This window comes from Roseovarius sp., assembly GCF_965228755.1.
Classification (GTDB): domain Bacteria; phylum Pseudomonadota; class Alphaproteobacteria; order Rhodobacterales; family Rhodobacteraceae; genus Roseovarius.
On record NZ_CBDDIG010000005.1, the window covers coordinates 325,886 to 346,215 of the forward strand.

At 67.0% G+C, this 20,330-nt stretch carries 16 protein-coding genes and 1 tRNA gene; 9 read left to right on the forward strand and 8 right to left on the reverse strand.

Features of this window, described 5'->3' with window-relative positions:
• The first annotated feature begins 320 nt into the window (after nt 1-320).
• Entirely contained in the window at nt 321-701 is a 381-nt protein-coding gene (locus tag ACO07J_RS04935) for a hypothetical protein (protein ID WP_422026843.1), read from the forward strand.
• Between the two features lie 91 nt (nt 702-792).
• Here the strand turns inward: ACO07J_RS04935 and ACO07J_RS04940 are convergent, their stop codons facing one another.
• Both ACO07J_RS04940 and lipB read right to left on the reverse strand, forming a co-directional pair.
• Complete coding sequence (locus ACO07J_RS04940; protein WP_422026845.1) at nt 793-1,677, reverse strand: DMT family transporter; 885 nt, start codon at nt 1,675-1,677, stop codon at nt 793-795.
• 346 nt (nt 1,678-2,023) lie between these two features.
• Nucleotides 2,024-2,812, reverse strand: coding sequence for a lipoyl(octanoyl) transferase LipB (gene lipB, locus ACO07J_RS04945; protein ID WP_422026847.1), 789 nt, complete (start codon nt 2,810-2,812; stop codon nt 2,024-2,026).
• A gap of 50 nt (nt 2,813-2,862) precedes the next feature.
• Here lipB and ACO07J_RS04950 point away from each other — a divergent pair, with 50 nt between their 5' ends.
• From ACO07J_RS04950 to ACO07J_RS04960, 3 genes are all read left to right on the forward strand, one after another.
• Nucleotides 2,863-4,476 carry a peptidoglycan-binding domain-containing protein gene (locus ACO07J_RS04950; protein WP_422026849.1) on the forward strand — a complete coding sequence of 538 codons (1,614 nt, stop codon included), beginning with the start codon at nt 2,863-2,865 and terminating at the stop codon, nt 4,474-4,476.
• A gap of 215 nt (nt 4,477-4,691) precedes the next feature.
• A tRNA-Leu gene (locus ACO07J_RS04955) sits at nt 4,692-4,778 on the forward strand.
• Nucleotides 4,779-4,898: 120 nt separating this feature from the next.
• Nucleotides 4,899-5,858 carry an IS5 family transposase gene (locus ACO07J_RS04960; RefSeq protein WP_422026851.1) on the forward strand — a complete coding sequence of 320 codons (960 nt, stop codon included), beginning with the start codon at nt 4,899-4,901 and terminating at the stop codon, nt 5,856-5,858.
• A gap of 1,039 nt (nt 5,859-6,897) precedes the next feature.
• On the opposite strand, the gene ACO07J_RS04965 is transcribed toward ACO07J_RS04960, so the two are convergent.
• The 3 genes from ACO07J_RS04965 to dctP form a co-directional block, all read right to left on the reverse strand.
• Nucleotides 6,898-8,253 (reverse strand): TRAP transporter large permease, encoded by a 1,356-nt coding sequence (locus ACO07J_RS04965; RefSeq protein ID WP_422026853.1) that lies wholly within the window; start codon nt 8,251-8,253, stop codon nt 6,898-6,900.
• A gap of 3 nt (nt 8,254-8,256) precedes the next feature.
• Entirely contained in the window at nt 8,257-9,477 is a 1,221-nt protein-coding gene (locus ACO07J_RS04970; protein ID WP_422026855.1) for a TRAP transporter small permease subunit, read from the reverse strand.
• An 80-nt stretch (nt 9,478-9,557) separates the two neighbouring features.
• Entirely contained in the window at nt 9,558-10,661 is a 1,104-nt protein-coding gene (dctP, locus tag ACO07J_RS04975; protein ID WP_422026857.1) for a TRAP transporter substrate-binding protein DctP, read from the reverse strand.
• Between the two features lie 207 nt (nt 10,662-10,868).
• On the opposite strand from dctP, the gene ACO07J_RS04980 reads away from it, so the two are divergent.
• Both ACO07J_RS04980 and ACO07J_RS04985 read left to right on the forward strand, forming a co-directional pair.
• Nucleotides 10,869-11,570, forward strand: a complete 702-nt coding sequence (locus ACO07J_RS04980; protein WP_422026859.1) for an SDR family oxidoreductase — start codon at nt 10,869-10,871, stop codon at nt 11,568-11,570.
• Between the two features lie 56 nt (nt 11,571-11,626).
• Nucleotides 11,627-12,868, forward strand: coding sequence for a lytic murein transglycosylase (locus tag ACO07J_RS04985; protein WP_422026861.1), 1,242 nt, complete (start codon nt 11,627-11,629; stop codon nt 12,866-12,868).
• Nucleotides 12,869-12,923: 55 nt separating this feature from the next.
• Here the strand turns inward: ACO07J_RS04985 and ACO07J_RS04990 are convergent, their stop codons facing one another.
• Nucleotides 12,924-14,729 carry a hypothetical protein gene (locus ACO07J_RS04990; protein WP_422026863.1) on the reverse strand — a complete coding sequence of 602 codons (1,806 nt, stop codon included), beginning with the start codon at nt 14,727-14,729 and terminating at the stop codon, nt 12,924-12,926.
• Between the two features lie 170 nt (nt 14,730-14,899).
• Between ACO07J_RS04990 and ACO07J_RS04995 the strand changes: the two genes are divergently transcribed.
• Nucleotides 14,900-15,931 carry a sodium:calcium antiporter gene (locus ACO07J_RS04995; protein ID WP_422026865.1) on the forward strand — a complete coding sequence of 344 codons (1,032 nt, stop codon included), beginning with the start codon at nt 14,900-14,902 and terminating at the stop codon, nt 15,929-15,931.
• Nucleotides 15,932-15,971: 40 nt separating this feature from the next.
• Here ACO07J_RS04995 and ACO07J_RS05000 read toward each other — a convergent pair whose 3' ends face one another.
• A complete protein-coding gene (locus ACO07J_RS05000) occupies nt 15,972-16,406 on the reverse strand; it encodes a c-type cytochrome (protein WP_422026867.1) in 435 nt (144 codons plus the stop codon).
• A 176-nt stretch (nt 16,407-16,582) separates the two neighbouring features.
• On the opposite strand from ACO07J_RS05000, the gene idi reads away from it, so the two are divergent.
• Both idi and ACO07J_RS05010 read left to right on the forward strand, forming a co-directional pair.
• Nucleotides 16,583-17,089 carry an isopentenyl-diphosphate Delta-isomerase gene (gene idi / locus ACO07J_RS05005; protein ID WP_422029703.1) on the forward strand — a complete coding sequence of 169 codons (507 nt, stop codon included), beginning with the start codon at nt 16,583-16,585 and terminating at the stop codon, nt 17,087-17,089.
• A 159-nt stretch (nt 17,090-17,248) separates the two neighbouring features.
• Nucleotides 17,249-18,994 carry a sugar phosphorylase gene (locus tag ACO07J_RS05010; protein ID WP_422026869.1) on the forward strand — a complete coding sequence of 582 codons (1,746 nt, stop codon included), beginning with the start codon at nt 17,249-17,251 and terminating at the stop codon, nt 18,992-18,994.
• A gap of 105 nt (nt 18,995-19,099) precedes the next feature.
• Here ACO07J_RS05010 and ACO07J_RS05015 read toward each other — a convergent pair whose 3' ends face one another.
• Nucleotides 19,100-20,320, reverse strand: coding sequence for a glycosyl transferase (locus tag ACO07J_RS05015; RefSeq protein WP_422026871.1), 1,221 nt, complete (start codon nt 20,318-20,320; stop codon nt 19,100-19,102).
• Between the last annotated feature and the right edge of the window lie 10 nt (nt 20,321-20,330).

Sequence of the window (20,330 nt, forward strand, 5' to 3'; positions counted from 1 at the left end):
GCTGCCTCCTGCTGCATCTTACTGTGGCGCGTCACCGGTCGAGTCACGCACCGGCAATTGTTGCAGGTTTTAGAATGCATCCGTCACAGGGGCAATGCATGAGTTTGACATGGATCAATGAATATTGTCGCACCCCCGCCCCGGCGGTTCCGTGTGATCACGCGGAATTGTGTGCGGGACACGAAGCGGTGAGGCAACACACGCGATAGGCGATTTCCATTTGTTTTCAGTGAGGAACGGCACAGGTCCACGGGCAGCGACCGGAACAAACCCGGTCGGGCGACGTTGTCGCTTCAGACCATATAGCGAGAGGAGTTACTATGAGACATTGGAACACGGTTACCAGGGCCGGCGCAGCCGCCACGATCGCGCTGCTGGTCGGTCTTCCCGCCAACGCCATGACCTGCGAGGAATTCACCGCGATGAGCGAAGACGGCCAGCGCGGCTGGGTCATGGGCATTGATGCCGGTCGCATGGAAGCGCGCGAGATGGCGCGCAGCGACATGGGCGCAGATGCGTCCGCCGAGGGTGTGTCGGTCAAGCAGGACGACAGCGCCGATGGCGGTCGTGAAGAGGCCCGCGAAGAGGCCACCGGTGCGCCGGATGTCTATGTTCAGGTCGTCGAGGCCTGCTCGGGTTCGCCCGCGATGGACGTCACCGAGGCGTACCCGATGATGGAGCCCGAAGAGAAGGGCGGCTGACGCCCCGGGTTCCGTTGCTTTTCAAGGTTGCCGGCCCTTTCGCACGACAGTGCGGAAGGGTCGGTTTTTTCGTGGGCCGGGGTTGCCGGGGTCAGCCGCTGCCCCGGTTCGCGCGGGCGTCGAGCAGGATCAGCCCGATGCCGCCCGCCGCGATGATCCCGCCGCCGAGCCAGACCGGCCAGTCGGGCACCGTCCCCCACACCGCCCAGCCGATCACCGAGGCCCAGATCAGCGCCGTGTAGTCGAAGGGCGCCACCGCCGCCGCCTGACCGATGCGGAAGGCGTGGGTGATGAGCGCGATGCCGAGCGTGCCGGTCACGGCCATCGCCGCGAGCAGGGCGAGGGCGGCCGGGCCGGGCGTGACCCAGCCGGCAACGAGGGAGACGGCGCAGAACAGGCCCGAGAACAGGGTCATCCAGAAGGTCATCGTCCAGAACCCGTCGCGCGGGTCGATCAGCCGGGCCGAGAGCATCACCAGCGCGTTGACCAGCGCCGCCGCCAACGCAAGGAACGCGGCGGGCTGCATGGTTTCGGCACCCGGGCGGATGGCGATGAGCGCGCCCAGGAAGCCGAGCCCGATCGCGCCGGCCCGGAGCGCGCCGACGCGCTGGCCCAGGAGCGGCGCCGACAGCAGCGCCACGAAGATCGGCGCGGTGAAGATCAGCGCCGTCGCCTCGGCGAGCGGCAGGTCGGCGAGGCTGCGGATGAAGAACCAGGTGGCCGCCACGGCGAGGGCGGCGCGGAAGGCATGGATGCGCGCGCAGGTCGAGCGCAGGCCGCCCGGCCCGCCGCGCCACAGGATCACCGCCGCGATCATCGGCAGGGCCAGCGCACTGCGCAGGAAGAGGATCTGGAAGGGATCGAAGGTGGCCACCAGCGCCTTGGCGATGGCGTCGTTGATCACCAGCAGCAGCACGCCCGCGCAGATCACGAGGATGGCGCGGCGGGTATCCTGCGGCAGGGCGGGCTGGGTCATCGTGCGGGCAAACCCGGGTTGGCTCGTGAGGCATGGTAGCCGGGCGGGGGAGGGGCCGCCAGCCGAAACGGCGCCGCGGTGGATCGACACTGGCCCGGAACAAAGCCGCGCTTTAGCGCGGCGCCGGGCAGCGGTCGTCATTGTTGCGCCATTGGTCCGAGCGACAATGGCGACACCGCCCCCCGGGCGGGCGCTTCTGCAACGTGGCCATGCAGAGCGATCGTCGGAGGTGCGCCGCACCATAAATCAACCAACTCAACCGTTGGTGCGCCGACCCGCGGTCGGGCGCTGCCCGGCGGGGCAAACGTCCGGCAGGGAAGCGGCGCAGGCCGGGCGCAGACCGGACTCAGGCCGGGGCGAGCGCCGGGAAGATGGCGGGGAAGGTCTTTTTCAGCGCCGTGTCGACATCGCCCATCTCGACCGGCAGGCCGAGATCGACCAGCGAGGTGACCCCGTGCTCGGCGATGCCGCAGGGGACGATGCCCGAGAAATGCTCGAGATCCGGCTCGACGTTGATCGAGATGCCGTGGAAGCTGACCCACCGGTGCATCTTGATGCCGATGGCCGCGATCTTGTCCTCTGGTTTTTCGCCGGTGGCGGTGAGCGGCCGGTCGTCGCGCGTGACCCAGACGCCGACGCGGCCGGGGCGGATTTCACCCTTCACGTTGAACTGGTCGAGCGTGGCGATGACCCAGGTTTCGAGCTGTTCGACGAAGCGGCGCAGGTCGCGGCCGCGGCGGCCGACATCGAGCATGACGTAGACCACCCGCTGGCCCGGTCCGTGATAGGTGTATTGCCCCCCCCGGCGGGTCTGGTGCACCGGGAAACGGTCGGGCGCGCGCAGGTCGGCGGGGTTGGCCGAGGGGCCGGCGGTGTAGAGCGGGGGATGCTCGACCAGCCAGACTGCCTCGTCCGCGCGGCCCTCGGCGATGGCGGCGGCGCGCGCCTCCATCTCGCGGCAGGCGTCGTCATATCCGGTCAGGCCGGGGGAGGTGATCCAGTTCACCATGGCGTGGTCAGCCCCTTTGCTGTGCCCGGCGATTCGCCGGCGGGCGCTTTGACGAATGGAGTATCGCATTGAGGCGAAAGTGCAAATTCGCCCGGAAAAAACCGTGACGGATTCCAGAAACCGCATGGTAGCATGGCCGGCATCAAGGAATTTTCGAACCTGGAGGGATAATTGCAATGACTTTCAAAAGGATCACGGGTGCGGCGGTGATGACCGCGATGCTGATGGTGCCGGTCGGGCGCGCCCATGCCGGCGATGAATTCGTGGGCGGGCTTGTCGGCGGGCTGATCGGCGGGGCGATCGGCAGCGGCATCGCCACCCAGCAACGCCAGAAGGCGCAGACGCGCTCGACGCGCACGCGCACCGTCTATGTCCAGCCGCGCGCCAGCTCGGCGCAGCGGCAGGAGGCGCGGGAAATCCAGACCTCGCTGAACTATTTCGGCTTCAACGCCGGGGCGGCGGACGGGGTCCTTGGCGGGCAGTCGCGGGCGGCGATCTCGCGCTACCAGGGCTACATGGGCTATCCGGCGACGGGGCAGCTGACCGAATACGAGAAATCCATGCTGCTGGGCTCTTACCACCGGGCGCTGGCCGGCGGGGCGGAGGTCAATCAGATCATCGCCAAGTCGAACGAGGGGGCGCGCGCGGTGCTGATCGCGCAGCGTGACGGCACGACCGGCACGCGCACGACCGGCTATGCCGGCCTGCCGATGGCCGTGTCGGAGGCGGTGGACGAGGTGGCCGACAGCTCCGACCCGTCGGCCGAGCAGTTGCTGCAGCGCTCGGGCTTCATCCAGCTGGCCGACCTCAACGGCGACGGCAGCACGGATTACATCATCGACACGGCATTGGCCGGCAGCAGCTTCTGGTGCAACGCCTCGCAGTGCAAGACCATGGTCTTTGCCTCGACCGCGGACGGGTACCGGCGCAACGACCTGCTGATGCATTCGCCCAGGCCCGACAGTTTCGACTGTATCGGCGGCACCTGCCAGGTGAAGGCGGCGCCCGCGGCGCAGCCCGAGGCGAACACGATGATGGCCAGCGCCGAGGCGCCGGAAACCGGTGCCACCGCCGGGCTGAGCCTGCCGGTATTCAACACCGCGCCGAAGCAGAAATCGCTGTCGAGCCATTGCAGCAAGGTCAACCTGCTGACCAGCGCCAATGGCGGGTTCACCACCGTGGCCGATGTCAGCAACCCGGATTTCGCGCTGAGCGAGCAGCTTTGCCTGACGCGGACCTATGCCGTGGCACGGGGCGAGGACATGATGGCCTCGGTCCAGGGGGCGAGCCAGGCGGCGATCGAGCAGCAATGCGATGCCTTCGGGGCGAGCATGGCGGCCTATGTCGGCGCGCTGAATTCCAAGCCGCCCAAGGCGGTGCTGGGCGAGGTGAGCGGGCTGGTGCTGAACAGCGGCATGACGCCCGAGCAGCTTCGGACCACGGCGCAGATCTGCATGGCGAGCGGCTATCAGTCGGACAAGATGCCGGCGGCGCTGGGCGGGGCCCTGCTGCTGACCGCGCTGGGCGAGCGGCCCTATGCCGAGCTGGTGGGCCACCACCTGCATGGCGGGTTCGGCACGGATGACGATGCCGACATGGCGCTGGCGTGGTACGAGGTGGCGATCTCGGCGCTGGATGGCGGGGCGGCCCCGGTCTTTGCCCCGAGCCAGGCCGACCGGGTCGAGGTGCTGCGCAAGGCGGCGCTGGGTCTGGCGGGCGGCGACGTGGCGATGCCGGTGCCGGCGTCGGACACGGGCGCGTCGATGCCGGTGTTCAAGCTGTCCGAATAGGACCCACAGCCGGGAGGGCGCTCCTGTGTTACCCGGCTGTAGCCTGTGCGCCGCGGGGCTTCATGCTAGCGGTTCCGCGGAGGGCACGAGCGATGCGCGGCACGGGGGAAACCCCGTGCCGCGCCTTCGTTTCGGGGAGGCGTGAAAAAGGCGGAATTTTCCCCTTCACAAGGGGGCGGCAATTGCGTATACGCCGCGCACCTACCTTATCACGTGCGGTCGTGGCGGAATTGGTAGACGCGCAGCGTTGAGGTCGCTGTGGGGTAACACCCGTGGAAGTTCGAGTCTTCTCGACCGCACCAGATACTCCCTGACATCGAGGATGCTTGACGCGCTTTCGGCGCGGGTGCGGCGTTTTCTTGAAGAGACCTCAGCGAAACTTTGAGGATTCTTCTGTTTCCGTCGAAGTGGTATGATTGGCCATGAGACAGAGCTTCACCACCCAGCCCGCCCTATTCGCTTCCCATGAGCTGTTCGAGCATCCCGCGCTTGGGGCGCTGGACGCCGTGGAGGAGGTGATCGACTGGTCCCGGATCGAGGCGCTGTTGCCGCGGGGCGAGGAGCGGCGGCAGACGGGGCGGCCGGGCTATCCGGCACAGACGCTCTTTCGGGCGCTGTTGCTGGGGCTGTGGTACGACCTGAGCGACGTGAAGCTTTCCGCGCAGCTGGCGCGAGACCTCCTGTTCCGCAAGTTCTGCCGGCTGGAGCTGGACCAGGGGGTGCCCGAGGCCTCGACGCTGGGGCGGTTCCGGGCGCGTCTGGGCGACCGGCTGGAGGCGGTTCTGGCCGAGGTCGTGGCGATGCTGGAGGAGGCCCGCGTGGTGCTGGCGGAGGGGCGGATCGCGATCGTGGATGCGACCGTGGTGGAGGCGGCGCAGAGCGGCTACGACCGCCGCGACCCGGAGGCGGGCTCTGCGGTGAAGCTGACGGTGAAGGGCCGTCGGCGGGCGGTCTGGGGCTGGCAGGCCTTCGTCAATGCCGACGAGGACGGGTTCGTGCGGCGGGTGGCGGTGAGCCCCGGCAACCGGGCGGAGGTGGACAGCCTCGAGGATCTGGTGGTGGGCGACGAGGCGGCGCTCTACGCTGACGGCGCCTATTCCAGCCCGCGCAGCCGGGCGCTGGTGGCGCGGACGGGCATGGCCGACCGGGTGCAGCAGCGCGGCGCGAACCACAAGCGGCTGGGCCCGCAGGACAAGGCCCGCAACGTCGAGATCGGGGTCACCCGTGCCCGGGTCGAGGCGATCTTCGGGCACTGGAAGCGGCACTGGGGCCTGCGCCGGACCCGGTTCCTGGGGCTTGCGAAGATGCGCATCCTGACCGGGCTGGCCGCCGTCGGCTGGAACCTGTGGAAAGGCGCGCGGTTCCGAAGCCTCTACGGCTGAGCGAAGACGGTTATCCTCCCGCATCCTCACAGGCCGGGGCGACCGAAAACCCCGGCAGAGCTCAGGCCAAAGCGGTAGCCGCTTCAGAACCACCTCGCACATCCACCTGCGAGAGAGGCGTGCGTTTCGCTGAGGTCTCTGAAAAGAAAACGGGCCGGAAAACTGGAATTTTCCGGGACGGAATTTTGCAAAATTCCGGTTGGATCACGCGTCAGGGGCTCGTGTGGCCCGAGGCGAAGAGTATGCGTTTTCCGCGTGGAAAACGAGGATAGAGAATGCGCATTCTCTATCCCGGAATTTGCGTAAATTCCGGGTTCCCGTGCGGTGAAGTTCCGGGCAAGGCACGGAAGTGTCTTCTGCCGACATGTTTTTCCTGCGGGCAAGCGGCGTGGCTTTCTGTCCTGTTCGGTGAAAGCCGGCGCCTTTCGAGCCCATACCCCATCATCCAGAACCGATCAGGGGGCTGGGGAGTATCGCTGGCGCGACCTAACGGGCAGGCTGGTAGACCGCGCCAGCGACGGCAGGGAGAAACCCGCCACCGGGCGTCTTGGGGATGAAACGCCGGCGCGCACATCTGGATGATTTGCGCGATACCGCACAACCTTTGAATGCGTGCCACGCGCCGGTCGTTGCCAAAATGATACACCGAAGGCATGTGCCGGGGATGGAGGCCCTGCGGCTCGAAGAGCCCTGGCAGGCATGGCCTCCATGCGGAAAACGCTGAAAGATTCCGGGAGGCTCCTTGGGGGATTGCCTCAAAGCCATGCCGGCTTCGCCGCACCCCCGCGCGGGCCTATCCAACGGTTGAGCCCGCTCGTGTCCCGGCATAGAACGCCATCCTGCCGGAAATCCCCGCGAGGGATGGAATCGGCCGACACGCGGAAGCCTCGAAAATTCGGTCCGCCGGGCAAAAAATCGAAAATTATTCTACGTGGCCGAGTGAAGGGGGCGCTACACCAGCGCACCGCCTCGCCCGCAGAACAGGACGGGGCCGCCTCGGTGGTGACGGCCCCTGACCGGTTTCGCGGCTTTGCCCGCGCTACCCGTAGACCAGCCTTGGCAGCCAGGTGATGATCTGCGGGAAGAGCATGCAGGCCGCCAGTCCCACCACCTGCAGGAACAGGAAGGGCAGGGCCGAGCGGAAGATGTCGCCCATCGGGATTTCCGGCGGCGCCACCCCGCGCAGGTAGAACAGCGCATAGCCGAAGGGCGGCGACAGGAAGCTCATCTGCATGTTGACGAGGTAGAGCACCCCGAACCACAGCACCAGGTCGCTGTCCGAGCCGAGGCCGAAGGCCTGGGCCCCCAGCGCCTTGATGATCGGCACGAAGATCGGCACCGCCAGAAGCAGGATGCCGACCCAGTCGAGGAACATGCCCAGCAGGATCAGGATCACCTGCATCAGGATCAGGATGCCCCAAGGGCCGAGGCCGAGGCCGGTCATGGTGTCCTCGACGAATTGCTGGCCGCCCTCGAGCACGTAGAGCCCGACGAAGATGGTGGCGCCGAACATGATCCAGATGACCATGGCCGAGGCCTTGAGCGTGGTGAGGCAGGCCTCGCGCACGGTGGCCCAGTCGAGCTTGCGGTGGATGGCCGCGACGATGAAGGCGCCGAAGGTGCCGATGCCGGCCGCTTCCACCGGCGTGGCGACGCCGGTGAAGATGACGCCCAGGACGACGGCGATGAGCGTGAGCGGCGCCGCCATGTTGCCCAGCAGGCGCATCTTCTCGGCGGTGCTGACCCGTTCCTCGACCGGGATGGGCGGGCCCTTCTGCGGGTTCACGTAGCACATCACCGTGACGTAGAGGATGTAGAACCCCGACAGCATCAGCCCCGGCAGCACCGCGCCGATGAAGAGCTCGCCCACCGATTGCTCGGCCACCACCGCGTAGATAATGGCGAGAATCGAGGGCGGGATCAGGATGCCCAGCGTGCCGCCCGCCATGATCGAGCCCATGGCGATCTTGGGGTCGTAATGGCGCTTGAGCATGGCCGGCAGCGCGATGATGCCCATGGTCACCACCGCCGCGCCGATCACGCCCACCATGGCGGCCAGGATCGTCGAGGCGATGATCGTGGCCGAGGCAAGCCCGCCCTTCACGCCGCCCAGAAGCTTGTAGATGACGTCGAACATCTCGTTGATGATGCCCGCCCTTTCCAGCATCGCGGCTAAGAAAATGAAGAGCGGGATGGCCGAGAGCTGGTAGTTGGTCATCAGCGGGAAGATGCGTGACGGCACGATGTTGAGCGTGCGTTCGTCTCCCAGGATGAACAGGAAGACGCAGGCCAGCCCGCCGGTCACGAAGGCCAGCGGCAGGCCGGCCATCAGCAGCACGATGAGGCTGCCGAACATCAGCAGCGTCAGCCATGCAATGTCAATCTCGATACCCATGGCTTACCCCGCCTGCATGCTGTGACGAACGGTTGCGACATCGCGGGCGAGCTTGGCGATCCCCTGCAGGATCAGCAGCACCGCGCCCACGACGATGGCCCATTTGAAGGGCCAGTAGGCGATCGTCCATTCCGAGAACGAGACCTCGTTCACCACGGTCGCGTCCATCGCGAAGATCCAGCCGGTGACCAGCAGGGTGCCCGCGAAGATGAAGAAGAAGATCGAGGTGAAGAGGTCGACCACCGCTTTGCGCAACGGCGACCACTCGGCGTAGAACACGTCGACCTTCACATGCGCGTCGGTCAGCGCCGCGTAGGCGCCGGCGATGAGGTACTGCATCCCGAACATCAGGAACATGCCCTCGTGCACCCAGATGGTGGGCGAGTTGAAGACGTAGCGGGCGACCACCTCGAAGTAATAGGCGAAGACCGCGATCACCGCCCAGTAGGAGACGAACTCGCCGCAGAAATAGGAGAGCCGGTCGATCGCCCCGGTCCAGCCGGTGCCGATATGGTCGTGATCCTTCTTCTCTTCCTGCTGCTCGATCTGCTGAAGCGCCGCGGCGGCCGGGTCGACGCGCGTGGGCTCGGCATCGGCGCGGGCCTGGGCCTTGCGGACCATGCCGGGGATCAGCAGGGCGTCGATGGCGATGAGCGCGCAGAGCAGCATGAGCGCGTAGAAGGCGAAATCGGACCATTGCTTGCGGGCCGCGCGGGCGTTGTCGAGCGCCGGGCCGGCGGCGTCGAGCTCGGCCTGGGCCTTCTCGAGGCGCTCGGCGTCGGTGACCTTGGACTCCTGCGCCTTTTCCAGCTCCTTCTCGGCGCGGATCTGGGCGAAGGAGCCTTCCTCGGCCTCCTCGAGATCGGCCTGCAGCTTGGCGATGCGGTCGTCGGCGCCGGTGACCTTCGGCTCCAACCGGTCGACGATGCGCTGGGCGCTGGCGACCTCGTTGGCGGTCTGGCTGACCACCTCGCGCGCCTCGCGCCCCTGGGCGTTAAAGACGAGGATGGCGAAGAAGATCGGCAGGAACACCAGCCCCCACATGTTGCGGAGGTAGAGCCGGTGCAGGCCGAGCAGCCCGCCGGTGAAAAGGATCATGTAGGCGATCGGCACGGAGTAGCCCCGTGTCCGGGTTCGGCGGGCCATCACCATGGCGACCAGGGGGAAGACGATAAGGCCCCCCCAGTACAGCCAGTGCGGCAGGATGAAATCTATGCTGGGCATTGTCTATCCGCTTGTAAGCGCAGGCCGGGCCCCCGCGCCGTGGCGGGGGCCCGATGTTTCAGTCCGTCACCGACAGCCGGTCAGAGATCGAGTTCCTGGCCTTCGACCATCTCGGGGGTGACGTAGCCGAGCGAGCCCGACATCATGTAGTCGAGCTGGATCTTGAAGACGCGGGCCGCGTTCTTGTCGCGGTTGGCGTACTTGTACCAGATCGGCACGGCGACCTCGGTCATGATCTCGACATCGGTCTGGCTGAGACGGGTGACCTCGGTGCCGTCTTCCTCGAATTTCGCCCAGGCTTCCTGGTCGGCCTTCTGGATGGCGGCGTGGTGCGCGTCGGAATAGGCGTGCACCTCCATCTCGACGAATTGCTTCATCTCGTCGGACAGCGCGTTCCAGCTGTCCATGCCCACCGTCAGGTCCATCAGGTCGACGGGCTGGTAGACCGACATGAAGCCCGGCGGGCCCATGGAGATGTAATCGGTCACCTGGCTGAAGCCGAGGGCGTAGTTCACCGCCGGGCCCACGTAATCGGCCACGTCTATGGTGCCCTTCTCCAGCGCCGGGAAGATTTCCGAGCCGGGCAGGAGCGTGGTCTTGGCGCCGAGCGCCGAGAAGAGTTCGGCGACCATGCCGCCGGGGGCGCGCATCTTGCGGCCCGAGAAGTCGTCGACCGAGCGGATCGGCACCTTGGAGTGGATGATGTTGGGCCCGTGGTGGATGGGGCCGACGAAATGCATATTCTGCTCGGCATAGAGCTCTCGGGCAATCTCGAGCCCGCCGAGGCCGTAGTAGAACACGTCGAATTCGTGCGGGTTGCGCAGGCCCATCGGGTAGCTGGTCAGGAACATGGCTGCCGGGATGATCCCTTGCGCGTAGATGGTGAAGGGGTTCACCGCGTCCAGCACGCCGTTCTTGACCGCGTCGTAAAGCTGGAAGTCGCCGACGACGTCATTGGCGCCGAAGGGTTCGAAGGCCAGCTCGCCGCCGCTCTTTTCCTGGATCGAGGCGGCCCAGTCCTTGAAGATCTGCAGGCCGATGCCGCCGGGCCACGAGGTCTGGATCTTCCAGGTGGTGGTCTGGCCCTGCGCCGTGGCGATGGCCGGGGCCGAAAGCCCCGCCGCGCCCGCTGTCGCGAGCCCGGTCAGCGCGGCGCGGCGTGAAATCGTCTTGTCGTATGTCATTCTTTCCTCCCAGTTGTCTGGCATGCCGCGCAAGGCGCCCTCCCGGATGCCGGCCGCAGCAGTGCCGCGAGGCCCAAACTAAAGCCTCACTGAAATTGGTAAAGGTTTTTTTCCAATTTGGCGGGTGGCGCGTGGCGGGCAAGGGCTCTGGCGGTGGTCGGGTGGTCTGTTAGCGTGCACTCGAATGGAATCGGAAAGGAACGGAACATGGCGGAGAAGGTTTGCGTGATCATCGGCGGGGGCCGCGGCATGGGCGCCGCCACCGCGCGGGAGATGCACGGGAGGGGGTACAAGCTGGCGCTGATGTCGCCGTCGGAGAGCTGCGAGGCGCTGGCGGCGGAGCTGGGCGGCGTGGCGCGGCGCGGCAAGGCGGAGGTGGCCGGGGACACGCAGGCGCTGTTCGACCTGGCGATGGAGACCTATGGCCGGATCGACGCGCTGCTGATCCACGTGGGCGGGCCGCCCAAGGGCGACCTGCTGGAGATTTCCGAGGAGGATTGGGACCGGGCCAACGAGATGGTGCTGAAACCGGTGATCCGCATGGCCAAGCTGGTGACGCCGGTGATGGAACGCCAGGGCGGCGGCTCGATCGTGGCGATCACCACGTTCTCCGCCTTCGAGCCGAGCCTGACCTTCCCGACCTCGAGCGTCTACCGGGTGGGGGTGTCGTCCTTCGCCAAGCTCTACTCCGACCGCTACGGGCCGGCGAATATCCGGTTCAACTGTCTGTTGCCCGGGTTCACCGACAGCCTCGACCTGCCGCAGAAGTTCGCCGAGATGTCGGCGCTGGGGCGGCTGGGAAAGGCCGAGGAGCAGGCGAAGGCGGCGGCGTTCCTGCTGAGCGAGGACAGCGGGTTCATCACCGGCCAGTCGCTCAGGGTCGACGGGGGCGTGACGCGGCATATGTGAAGGGGTGGGGCATGGCCGGCCCGGGCCGGCCTGCCGTCACGAGAAGGAGAGTGCCGATGACCCTGCGCGCGTTTGTCTTGCTGATGCTGCTGGCCGGCCTGCCGATGGCGGCGGGCGCGGTGGACCGGGCCGCGGTGGAGCGGCAATACCAGGACTGGCTGGAACAGGCGGTGTGGCCCAGGGCCAAGGCCGAGGGCGTGTCGCGGGGCACGTTCGAGGCGGCGTTCCGGGGCGTCACGCTCGACTGGAACCTGCCGGACCTCGTGCCGCCGGGCAGCGAAGCGCGCACGCCCGAGACGCAGTACCAGTCCGAGTTCGGCGTGCCGGCCTCCTATTTCGGGCGCGGCAACGTGGAAGGCGCGGCCGAGGTCGGGCGGGTGATGGCACGGCGCCATGCCGGGGCGCTGGCCGCGGCGGAGGCGGCGACGGGCGTGCCGGGCCGGATCGTGCTGGCGGTCTGGGGGCGCGAGAGCGGGTATGGCCGGGTGGCGATCCGCCATGACGCGTTCGAGGTGCTGGGCACCAAGGGGTTCATGAGCACGCGGGCGGCGTATTTTACCGAGGAGCTGATCGCCGCGCTGCGGATTGCCGAGGCGGGCCATGCGCCCGGTTCGGGGCTCAAGAGCAGCTGGGCCGGGGCGCTGGGCCAGCCGCAATTCATGCCCACGCGGTATCTGCAGTTCGCCACGGATGGCGATGGCGACGGCAAGGCGGATATCTGGGGATCGGAGGCGGATACGATCGCCTCGATCGCCGTCTACCTGAAGCATTTCGGCTGGGTGCCGGGGCGCGACTGGGGGTTCGAGGTGGAGGTGCCGGCGGCGGTCTCCTGCACGCTGGAGGGCCCGGACCAGGGGCGGCCGATCGCCGAGTGGGTCGAGATGGGCGTGACCCGCGTGTCGGGGCGGCCGTTTCCGGAACACGAGCTGGCGGGCGAGGGGTTCCTGATGATGCCCGCCGGGCGGAAGGGGCCCGCCTTCATCGTGACGCCGAATTTCTACGTGCTGAAGAAATACAACGAGAGCGACCTTTACGCGCTCTTCGTGGGGCATGTGGGGGATCGCATCCAGTACGGTGTCGGGGATTTCCGCGGCGACTGGGGCCGCGTCGGCGGGCTGAAACGCTCGGACGTGGCCGAGATGCAGGCGGCGCTGGTGGAGCAGGGCCACGACGTGGGCGGGGTCGACGGGCTGGCAGGGTTCAAGACGCGGCGGTCGATCGGGCGCTGGCAGACGCAGGAGGGGCAGGAGGCGACCTGCTTCCCGGAGGCGTCGATGAAAGGGGCATTGGTGCGGTAAGTGGCCGTTTTCTTTAAAAGAAAACGGTCCGCAATCCTTTCAGGATTTCGGTCGCTCAGTCTTTCATCACCGTCAGGAAGTCGTTGAAGGCCTGCATCCGCGAGGCGAATGAGCCGGTGCGGTTGATGCCGGCCTTGTCGCCGTCCATGTTCTCCCACGCGGTCTTGCCCAGCTCGTAAAGCTTGTCCGAGGCATAGAGGGAGAGCTCGGACTCCTGCGCGCGGAGGCGGTCAAAATTCTCGGTGAACATCTGCCAGCAGATTGCCTTGAAGTCGATTTGCGGGTTCTGCGGGCGCTTGACGGAGAAATTCGCGGCCTCGGCCCGCTGTTGCAGCAGCTCGGGAGCGGCGGGGAATTCGAGGACCTTCCCGTCATATTGCGAGGGACGGTGATAGTCGGACTGGGTGAAATCGACCTCCCACGGTTTGTCGTACTGGACATAGGCCAGCTTTTCGCAGAGCGCCCGGGTGATGTCGAAGACGACGCGGCCGGTGGCCTTGACCTCGGGCGGCAGGCCGCGGGCGGCCTTGAGGAGCGAGACGGAGACGCCGGGGTTGATATCCTCGGCGTTGCCGATCTTGGGCATCTTGATGCCGTAGTGATAGCTGTTGCGGAAGAAGAAATAGTGACTGTCGACCTTCTGGCTCAGGGTGGCGCCGGGCAGGTGATCGAAGGTCGCGGTGTAGAGCGGCATCGCCGCGGTGATGATGTCGGGAACGTCCTCCCACGCTTCGCGGGCCATGAGGTGACGGCGGAGCGTGGGGTGGTCAAAGGGCTGGCGGCGGTCGGTGACCTGCAGGAATTTCTGAAAGACGTCGCGGTAGATTTCGCCCGCGCCGCCCAGCATACGCACGCCCTTGACGCCGCCGATGGCGTGGACGCTGTTGAGCTGGGACTTGGGGAAGAAGTGATAGGTGCCGAAGAAATGGCTGCGGCGCTTGAGCAGGCGGTCCTGCGGCGTACCCACGTCCCAGCCGATGGTTTCGGGTGTGGGGTGATAGCTTCCGCCGAATTCCTTGACGAGGCCGGTGGCAATGGCGACGTCGATGTCGCCCAGCTTGTTGGGCGTGACCTTGGTGTTGAAGACCACGTCCTTCATCCGCCTGAGGGCGACGACGGCGGCCAGCACGATGCGGCTGTCGCGCCCGCCGGAGATGTCGCACGTCACCGGGCGGCCCGAATCGAGGATGGCCTGCACGTTGGCGATGATCTCTTCGGCGCCCTTCTCGACAAGGGCGTGGTATTCCTCGGGGGTGAGGGTCTGGGGGGTGCCCTTGTCGTCGGTGGGCGGGCCGGGGAAGACCTCGTCGCGCCGGTGGACGGTGACGGTATCGGTGACCTCGACCTCTTCGCCGCCGAGAAGCACGCTGACCCCTTCGACGGGCGTGGCGATGGTCGAGAGCTGATGGCAGATGACCGAGTTGAAGGCGGCGTTGGCGAAGGCGCCGCGCTGGTCGAGCCGGCCCACCGCGATGGCCGCGAGGTGCAGGCGGTTGGTGACGATCCCGTTGCCGTAATAAAGCGAGTGGTGGGCGCAGATATCGGTGCGCACGCTGGTCTTGTCGGGCCAGAAGCTGAGCAGGTTGAACATGCCGACGCCGGGTTTTTCCGGGAAGCGGTCGAGCACGGCGGGGCCGATGGCGAAGCGGCCGTCGAAGATGCCCGTGCCGGAGAGGATGTGCTGCCCGCGGGGCAGGTTCCACGTGTAGACGGTGTGGCCATTGCGGACCATCGCTTCGGCGCCGAGGGCGGAGAGCCGGCTGCGCAGGGCGTCGGAATCGCTGGTGGTGATCAGGAAGTCACCGCAGGCGCCGTCATACGGGATGAAGTCGAGGGAAGCAGGACCAAACGCGTCGTACATGAAATGCCTTCGTCTTTTTGCCGGGCCGCGGGCCGGTCGCCGGGTCCGGAATAACGAAGGTGCCGGGGATTGGGAAGCCGGAAGCGGCAAGGGGAGGGTGCCGCGGCCGGAACGCGCGTGGCGATATTGCGTTGGGATAGCATCACAACGCGGGTTCCGGGGCCGTCACCATGTTCGAAACATTGTCGCTACCGCTGGTCTTCGGCGCCTTCGCGCTGGCGGCGCTGGTCGTGCTGGTGTTGGGCACCAGGATGGCCGGGCTGGCCGACCGGATCGCCGACAGCACGGGCCTGGGCGAGGCGGTGACCGGCGGGCTTCTGCTTGGGGCCGCGACCTCGCTTTCGGGCACCGTGGTGTCGCTGACCGCCGCGCTGGACGGGCGCGCCGGGCTCGCGTTTTCCAACGGCATCGGCGGGATCGCCGCGCAGACGGCGTTCCTGGCGCTGGCCGACATGGTCTACCGGAAGGCCAACCTCGAGCATTCGGCGGCGGACGTGACCAACATCTTCCAGGCGGCACTGCTGTCGCTGATGCTGGTGGTGCCGCTGGGGGCGGTGCTGACGCCGGACATGTCGGTCTGGGCGGTGCACCCGGCCTCGCTGATCCTGCTGGTGATTTACCTGATGGGCGCCTACCGCACGGCGGACATGAAGGAAAACCCGATGTGGGAGGCGGTGGACACGCGCGAAACCCGCCACGACACGCCCGACGAGGACACCACCGCGAAGGAGAGCCCGGCGCGGCAGATTGCTGCTTTCGTGGCGATGATGCTGGTGCTGGGCGTGGCGGGCTGGGTGATCGCCCAGTCGGCGGAGCAGATCACCGACCGGATGGACCTGTCGGCGGCGCTGGTGGGGGCGCTGATGACGGCGGTGGTGACCTCGCTGCCGGAGCTGGTGACGACGCTGGCCGCCGTACGCCGGGGCGCGCTGCAGCTGGCCGTGGGCGGGATCATCGGCGGCAACAGTTTCGACGTGCTGTTCCTGACCCTGTCGGATGTCGGCTATCGCGAGGGCTCGCTCTACCACGCGATCGGGTCGGGCGACCTGTTCTGGCTGATCGTCGGGCAGGCGATGACGGCGGTGCTGCTGCTGGGCCTGATCGTGCGCGAGAAGCAGGGGCCGGGGGGGATCGGCTGGGAAAGCGTTCTGATGCTGTCGATCTATGGCGGCGCGGTGGGCTTCCAGGCGTGGTCGGGCTGAGGGGCGCCGGCGGGCGGCGCGCCTCCTTGCCGGTGCCGGGTCAGCTGCCGTCGGCGGCAGGGCTGACCGAGACGAGGTAGGCCCAGAGATCCTGCGCGTCCTCGGCCTTGCGGACCTTGAAGGTCATCTTGCCGCGCCCGCTTTCGCCGGTGGTCTCGTTGAGCCAGGTGGTCGGGTCCTGCACGTAGCCGGCGAAGCTGTCCGCGTCCCAGGTGACGCCCTGCTCTCCGGCCGTGACGAGAAGGTCGGAATAGCGGAAATCCTCGACCGAGCCGGCCACCCGGCCCGGCAGGCCATAGAGGTTGGGCCCGGTCCGGCCGCCGCGCACGATGGTCTCGTCGGCGGACGCGATGGTGTGGCAGGATTTGCACTGGCGGAAGGCCTTTTCCCCGGCCGCCGCATCGCCGGCCGTCTCGGCATGGGCGGGCAGGGCAAGGGCGATCGTGGCGGTGAGGGCTGCAATCGTTGGTTTCATCGGGATGCCTCCTGGCTTTTGATGGCCGGAGTGTTCGCGGCGCGGGCCGCCCCGTCAACGCAACGCGGTGTCGCAGGTGCTGGCATCCGGACGGGATGGGGGTTACAAGGCGGCGGAACGTGAATTGCAAAACGATGACCGACGCCATGGCCGCAGCAGAGACAGTGACGCCCGACATGATCCCCGCCTGGGTGGAGGGGGAACTGGTGCCGGTGGAGAAGATCGAGGCGCATCGCCGGGGGCTCCTGCACAAGGCGGTGTCGGTCTTCGTGCTGTGTGGTGACGAGGTGCTGATCCAGCGGCGGGCGCTGGGGAAGTACCACACGCCGGGGCTGTGGGCGAACACCTGCTGCACCCATCCGCACTGGGGCGAGGCGCCGGAGGCCTGCGCCCACCGGCGGCTGCGGCAGGAGCTGGGGCTGGAGGGGCTCGACCTTGTGCACCGCGACCGGGTCACGTACCGCGCCGATGTGGGCGGCGGCCTGACCGAGCACGAGCGGGTCGACATCTTCGTGGCGCGGGTGGCGGAAAAGCCGGTGCCGGTGCCGAACCCGGCGGAGGTGATGGCGGTCGACTGGATGGCGATGAGCGAATTGACGGACCAGACCCGCGAGAGGCCGGAGCTGTTCACGCCCTGGCTGCGGATCTACCTGGCCGAGCATGCCGACCAGATATTTGCCTGAGCGCCGCGCCTGCCCAATCTTCGGGCCAAGCGGCGGCCGGGCCGGCGGCATCGTGCGGTTTGCGGCACCGGTTGTTTGACATGACCGTTGAAACCCTGAAAAACAAGGCTTGACCAAGGCGCCCGCGCGGCGCGCCACAGGCAGGAGGCCAGCGGGCACGTGCCCAGCAAATCCAACCCATTCGACGCACGGCTGCGCGCGCTGGTCGGCCGTATCTATCCGCAAGCCGACCAGAAGGCGATCTGTGACCGGATCTGCGCGGCGTTCTGGCCCGAGGGCACGCATCGGCGCAAGCGGGCGCGGGCGCCGTCGAACCGGCTCTGGTCGGAGCAGGACGCGGTGCTGATCACCTATGGCAACTCGATCGTCGACGGCACCTACAAGCCGCTGGACCTGCTGGAGGATTTCCTGACCGAACGGATGCAGGGGGTGGTCAACGGGGTGCATATCCTGCCTTTCTTCCCGTTCAGCTCCGATGACGGGTTCGCGGTGACCGATTACCGCGCGGTGAACCCGCAGCTTGGCGACTGGACGGACATCACCCGGATCGCCCGGCGGTTTCACCTGATGTCGGACCTGGTGCTGAACCACGTGTCGAGCCAGGGGTCGTGGTTCCACGATTACCTGCAGGGGCGCGAGCCCTACGACCGGTTCTTCTACGAGGGCAACCCCGCGGACGACCTGAGTCAGGTGGTGCGACCGCGCACGACGCCGCTTCTGCGCGAGGTCGAGACGCGGGACGGGGCGAAACATGTCTGGTGCACCTTCAGCCATGACCAGGTCGACCTCGATTTCACCAACCCCGAGGTGCTGCTGGAGATGCTGCGCATCATCCGGATGCATATCGCCCGCGGCGTGCGGATCCTGCGGCTCGACGCGGTGGCCTTCCTTTGGAAGGAGCCGGGCACGCCCTGCATCCACCTGCCGCAGACCCATGCCATCGTCCAGCTCATGCGGCTCCTGTGCGACTACGCGACCGAAACCGTTGTTCTGCTGACCGAGACCAACGTGCCGCGGACGGAGAACCTCAGCTATTTTGGCAACCGGAACGAGGCGCACGCGGTTTACAACTTCCCCCTGCCGCCGCTGATCCTGCACGCGGTGCAGTCGGGAACGGCGAAGTTCCTGCACCGCTGGCAGTCGGCGATGCCGCCGGCGCAGCTGGGCTGTGCCTATCTCAACTTCACCGCCAGCCATGACGGGATCGGGATGCGCCCCGCCGAGGGCGTGCTGCCGCCCGCCGAGCAGGCGCGGATGATCGAGGCGGTGACCGCCGCGGGGGGGCTGGTGTCGATGCGCACGCTGCCCGACGGGCGCGAGGCACCCTACGAGCTGAACTGTTCGCTTTTCGACGCGATGCGCCAGACCTTCCACGGCGAGGACGAGCATCACCACGCCCGCTTCCTGTGCTCGCAGACCATCGTGATGTCGCTCGAGGGGATCCCGGCTTTCTACATCCACGCGCTGCTGGCCACGCCCAACGATCACGACGCGGTGGCGCGGCGGGGGATGAACCGGGCGATCAACCGGCACCGGTGGCATTACCCCGAGCTGCTGGAAAAGCTGGGCGACGAGGGCTCGGACCAGGCCCGGGTGATGGCCGGCATGGCCGAGCGCCTCAGGCTCAGGGCGAAACAGAAGGCCTTCCACCCCAACGCCACGCAGTTCACCCTGGCGCTCGACGAGCGGCTCTTCGGGGTCTGGCGCCAGAGCCTCGACCGGCACCAGTCGATCTTCGCCATCCACAATGTCAGCGCCGACGAGGTGCGGGTCAGCGCCTATGCGTTCAACATGATCGAGGGCGAGCGCTGGGTCGACCTGCTGTCGGGCGAGGACATCGTGACCGAGGGTGACGATATCACCTTCGCCCCCTACCAGTGCCGGTGGATTTCCAACCGGGGATAGGGCGACCCCTGCTTCTTCTTGGCCCAAATATCCAAACCGGAATTCCCGGAATTCCGGAAGGAAAACCCCGTTTTCCTGACCGTTTTCCGTTCGGAAAACGCCCCCTCAGGCAAATTCCGCCGCGTCCTCGTTGGCGGCCTGCCTGAGGTCGCGCAGGAACTGTGGGTCGGCGGCGTGGACGCGGTTCCACGTCGGGATGAACGGGCTCTCGTTGGGGTTCTCGAGGAAGATCTGCCCGGCACGGATGATGTTCTCGGCGAACAGCTCGACCGATTTCTCCTCCTTGTGGCGGTCGACGCGCAGGCCGTTCATCTTGGCGTCGTTGTAATAGCTCTCCAGCAGGTCGAGCGCCTGGCGGTAATAGGTGGCCTTGAGCGTGCGGAAGAGGTTGGGCGTGAACACCGTGCCGTCGGAGGCGAGCTTGCGGAAGACCGCCTTGCAGATGTCGGTGGACATGCGGCTGAGGCCCTTGCTGGCATCCTCTTCCGAGAGGTCCTGGTGCTTGTGGTCGTAGGCGTCCGAGATCTCGACCTGGCAGACCGATTGCGGCGCGAGGTTGCGCCAGGCTTCGGAGAGGACGCCGATCTCGAGCCCCCAGTCGGAGGGGATGCGCAGGTCGGGCAGGGTCTGCGTGCGCATGGCGAACTCGCCCGAGAGCGGGTAGCGGAAGCTGCGCAGGTAATCGAGGTAGTCGCGGTCGCCCACCACCTTCTTCAATGCGATGAGCAGCGGGCTGACCAGCAGGCGCGTGACCCGGCCGTTCAGCTTGCCCTCGCCGATGCGGGGGTAATAGCCCTTGGCCATCTGGTAGGGGAAGGTCGGGTTCGCCACCGGGTAGACCAGCGAGGCCAGCATCGCGCGGTCATAGGTGAGGATGTCGCAATCGTGGATCGCCATGACCGAGCTGTCGGCGCAGGCGATCAGGTAGCCCATGCAGGTCCAGACGTTCTTGCCCTTGCCCGGCTCCTGCGGGTAGAGGCCGAGCTCCTTCAGCCGTTCGCCCAGGGCCAGCATCCGCGGGCTTTCGTTCCAGAGCACCATGTGGGTCTGGGGCAGCTCGGCGAAGAACTCGCGCGCGTGGCGGAACTGGGCCTCGTCGGCCTGGTCGAGGCCCACGATGATGCGGTGCAGGTAGGGCACGGTCTTGAGCTCGGCCAGGATGTTGGGCATCGCCGGGCCTTCCAGCTCGGAATAGAGGCAGGGCAGGACCAGCGTGATGCGGCGGCTTTCGGCGAAGGCCTGAAGCTCGTATTCGAGGTCGTCGAGGCTGCGGGTGCGCAGGTTGTGGAGTGTGGTGATATTGCCGTTCTGGTGAAAGTCGCTCATGCCCTGGCCT

What these genes read in the sequence shown, in the direction of transcription:
- ACO07J_RS04935 (WP_422026843.1), top strand. Translation starts at nt 321, where the DNA reads ATGAGACATTGGAACACGGTTACCAGGGCCGGCGCAGCCGCCACGATC.
- ACO07J_RS04940 (WP_422026845.1), bottom strand. Translation starts at nt 1,677, where the DNA reads ATGACCCAGCCCGCCCTGCCGCAGGATACCCGCCGCGCCATCCTCGTG.
- lipB (WP_422026847.1), bottom strand. Translation starts at nt 2,812, where the DNA reads ATGCGGTTTCTGGAATCCGTCACGGTTTTTTCCGGGCGAATTTGCACT.
- ACO07J_RS04950 (WP_422026849.1), top strand. Translation starts at nt 2,863, where the DNA reads ATGACTTTCAAAAGGATCACGGGTGCGGCGGTGATGACCGCGATGCTG.
- ACO07J_RS04960 (WP_422026851.1), top strand. Translation starts at nt 4,899, where the DNA reads ATGAGACAGAGCTTCACCACCCAGCCCGCCCTATTCGCTTCCCATGAG.
- ACO07J_RS04965 (WP_422026853.1), bottom strand. Translation starts at nt 8,253, where the DNA reads ATGGGTATCGAGATTGACATTGCATGGCTGACGCTGCTGATGTTCGGC.
- ACO07J_RS04970 (WP_422026855.1), bottom strand. Translation starts at nt 9,477, where the DNA reads ATGCCCAGCATAGATTTCATCCTGCCGCACTGGCTGTACTGGGGGGGC.
- dctP (WP_422026857.1), bottom strand. Translation starts at nt 10,661, where the DNA reads ATGACATACGACAAGACGATTTCACGCCGCGCCGCGCTGACCGGGCTC.
- ACO07J_RS04980 (WP_422026859.1), top strand. Translation starts at nt 10,869, where the DNA reads ATGGCGGAGAAGGTTTGCGTGATCATCGGCGGGGGCCGCGGCATGGGC.
- ACO07J_RS04985 (WP_422026861.1), top strand. Translation starts at nt 11,627, where the DNA reads ATGACCCTGCGCGCGTTTGTCTTGCTGATGCTGCTGGCCGGCCTGCCG.
- ACO07J_RS04990 (WP_422026863.1), bottom strand. Translation starts at nt 14,729, where the DNA reads ATGTACGACGCGTTTGGTCCTGCTTCCCTCGACTTCATCCCGTATGAC.
- ACO07J_RS04995 (WP_422026865.1), top strand. Translation starts at nt 14,900, where the DNA reads ATGTTCGAAACATTGTCGCTACCGCTGGTCTTCGGCGCCTTCGCGCTG.
- ACO07J_RS05000 (WP_422026867.1), bottom strand. Translation starts at nt 16,406, where the DNA reads ATGAAACCAACGATTGCAGCCCTCACCGCCACGATCGCCCTTGCCCTG.
- idi (WP_422029703.1), top strand. Translation starts at nt 16,583, where the DNA reads ATGATCCCCGCCTGGGTGGAGGGGGAACTGGTGCCGGTGGAGAAGATC.
- ACO07J_RS05015 (WP_422026871.1), bottom strand. Translation starts at nt 20,320, where the DNA reads ATGAGCGACTTTCACCAGAACGGCAATATCACCACACTCCACAACCTG.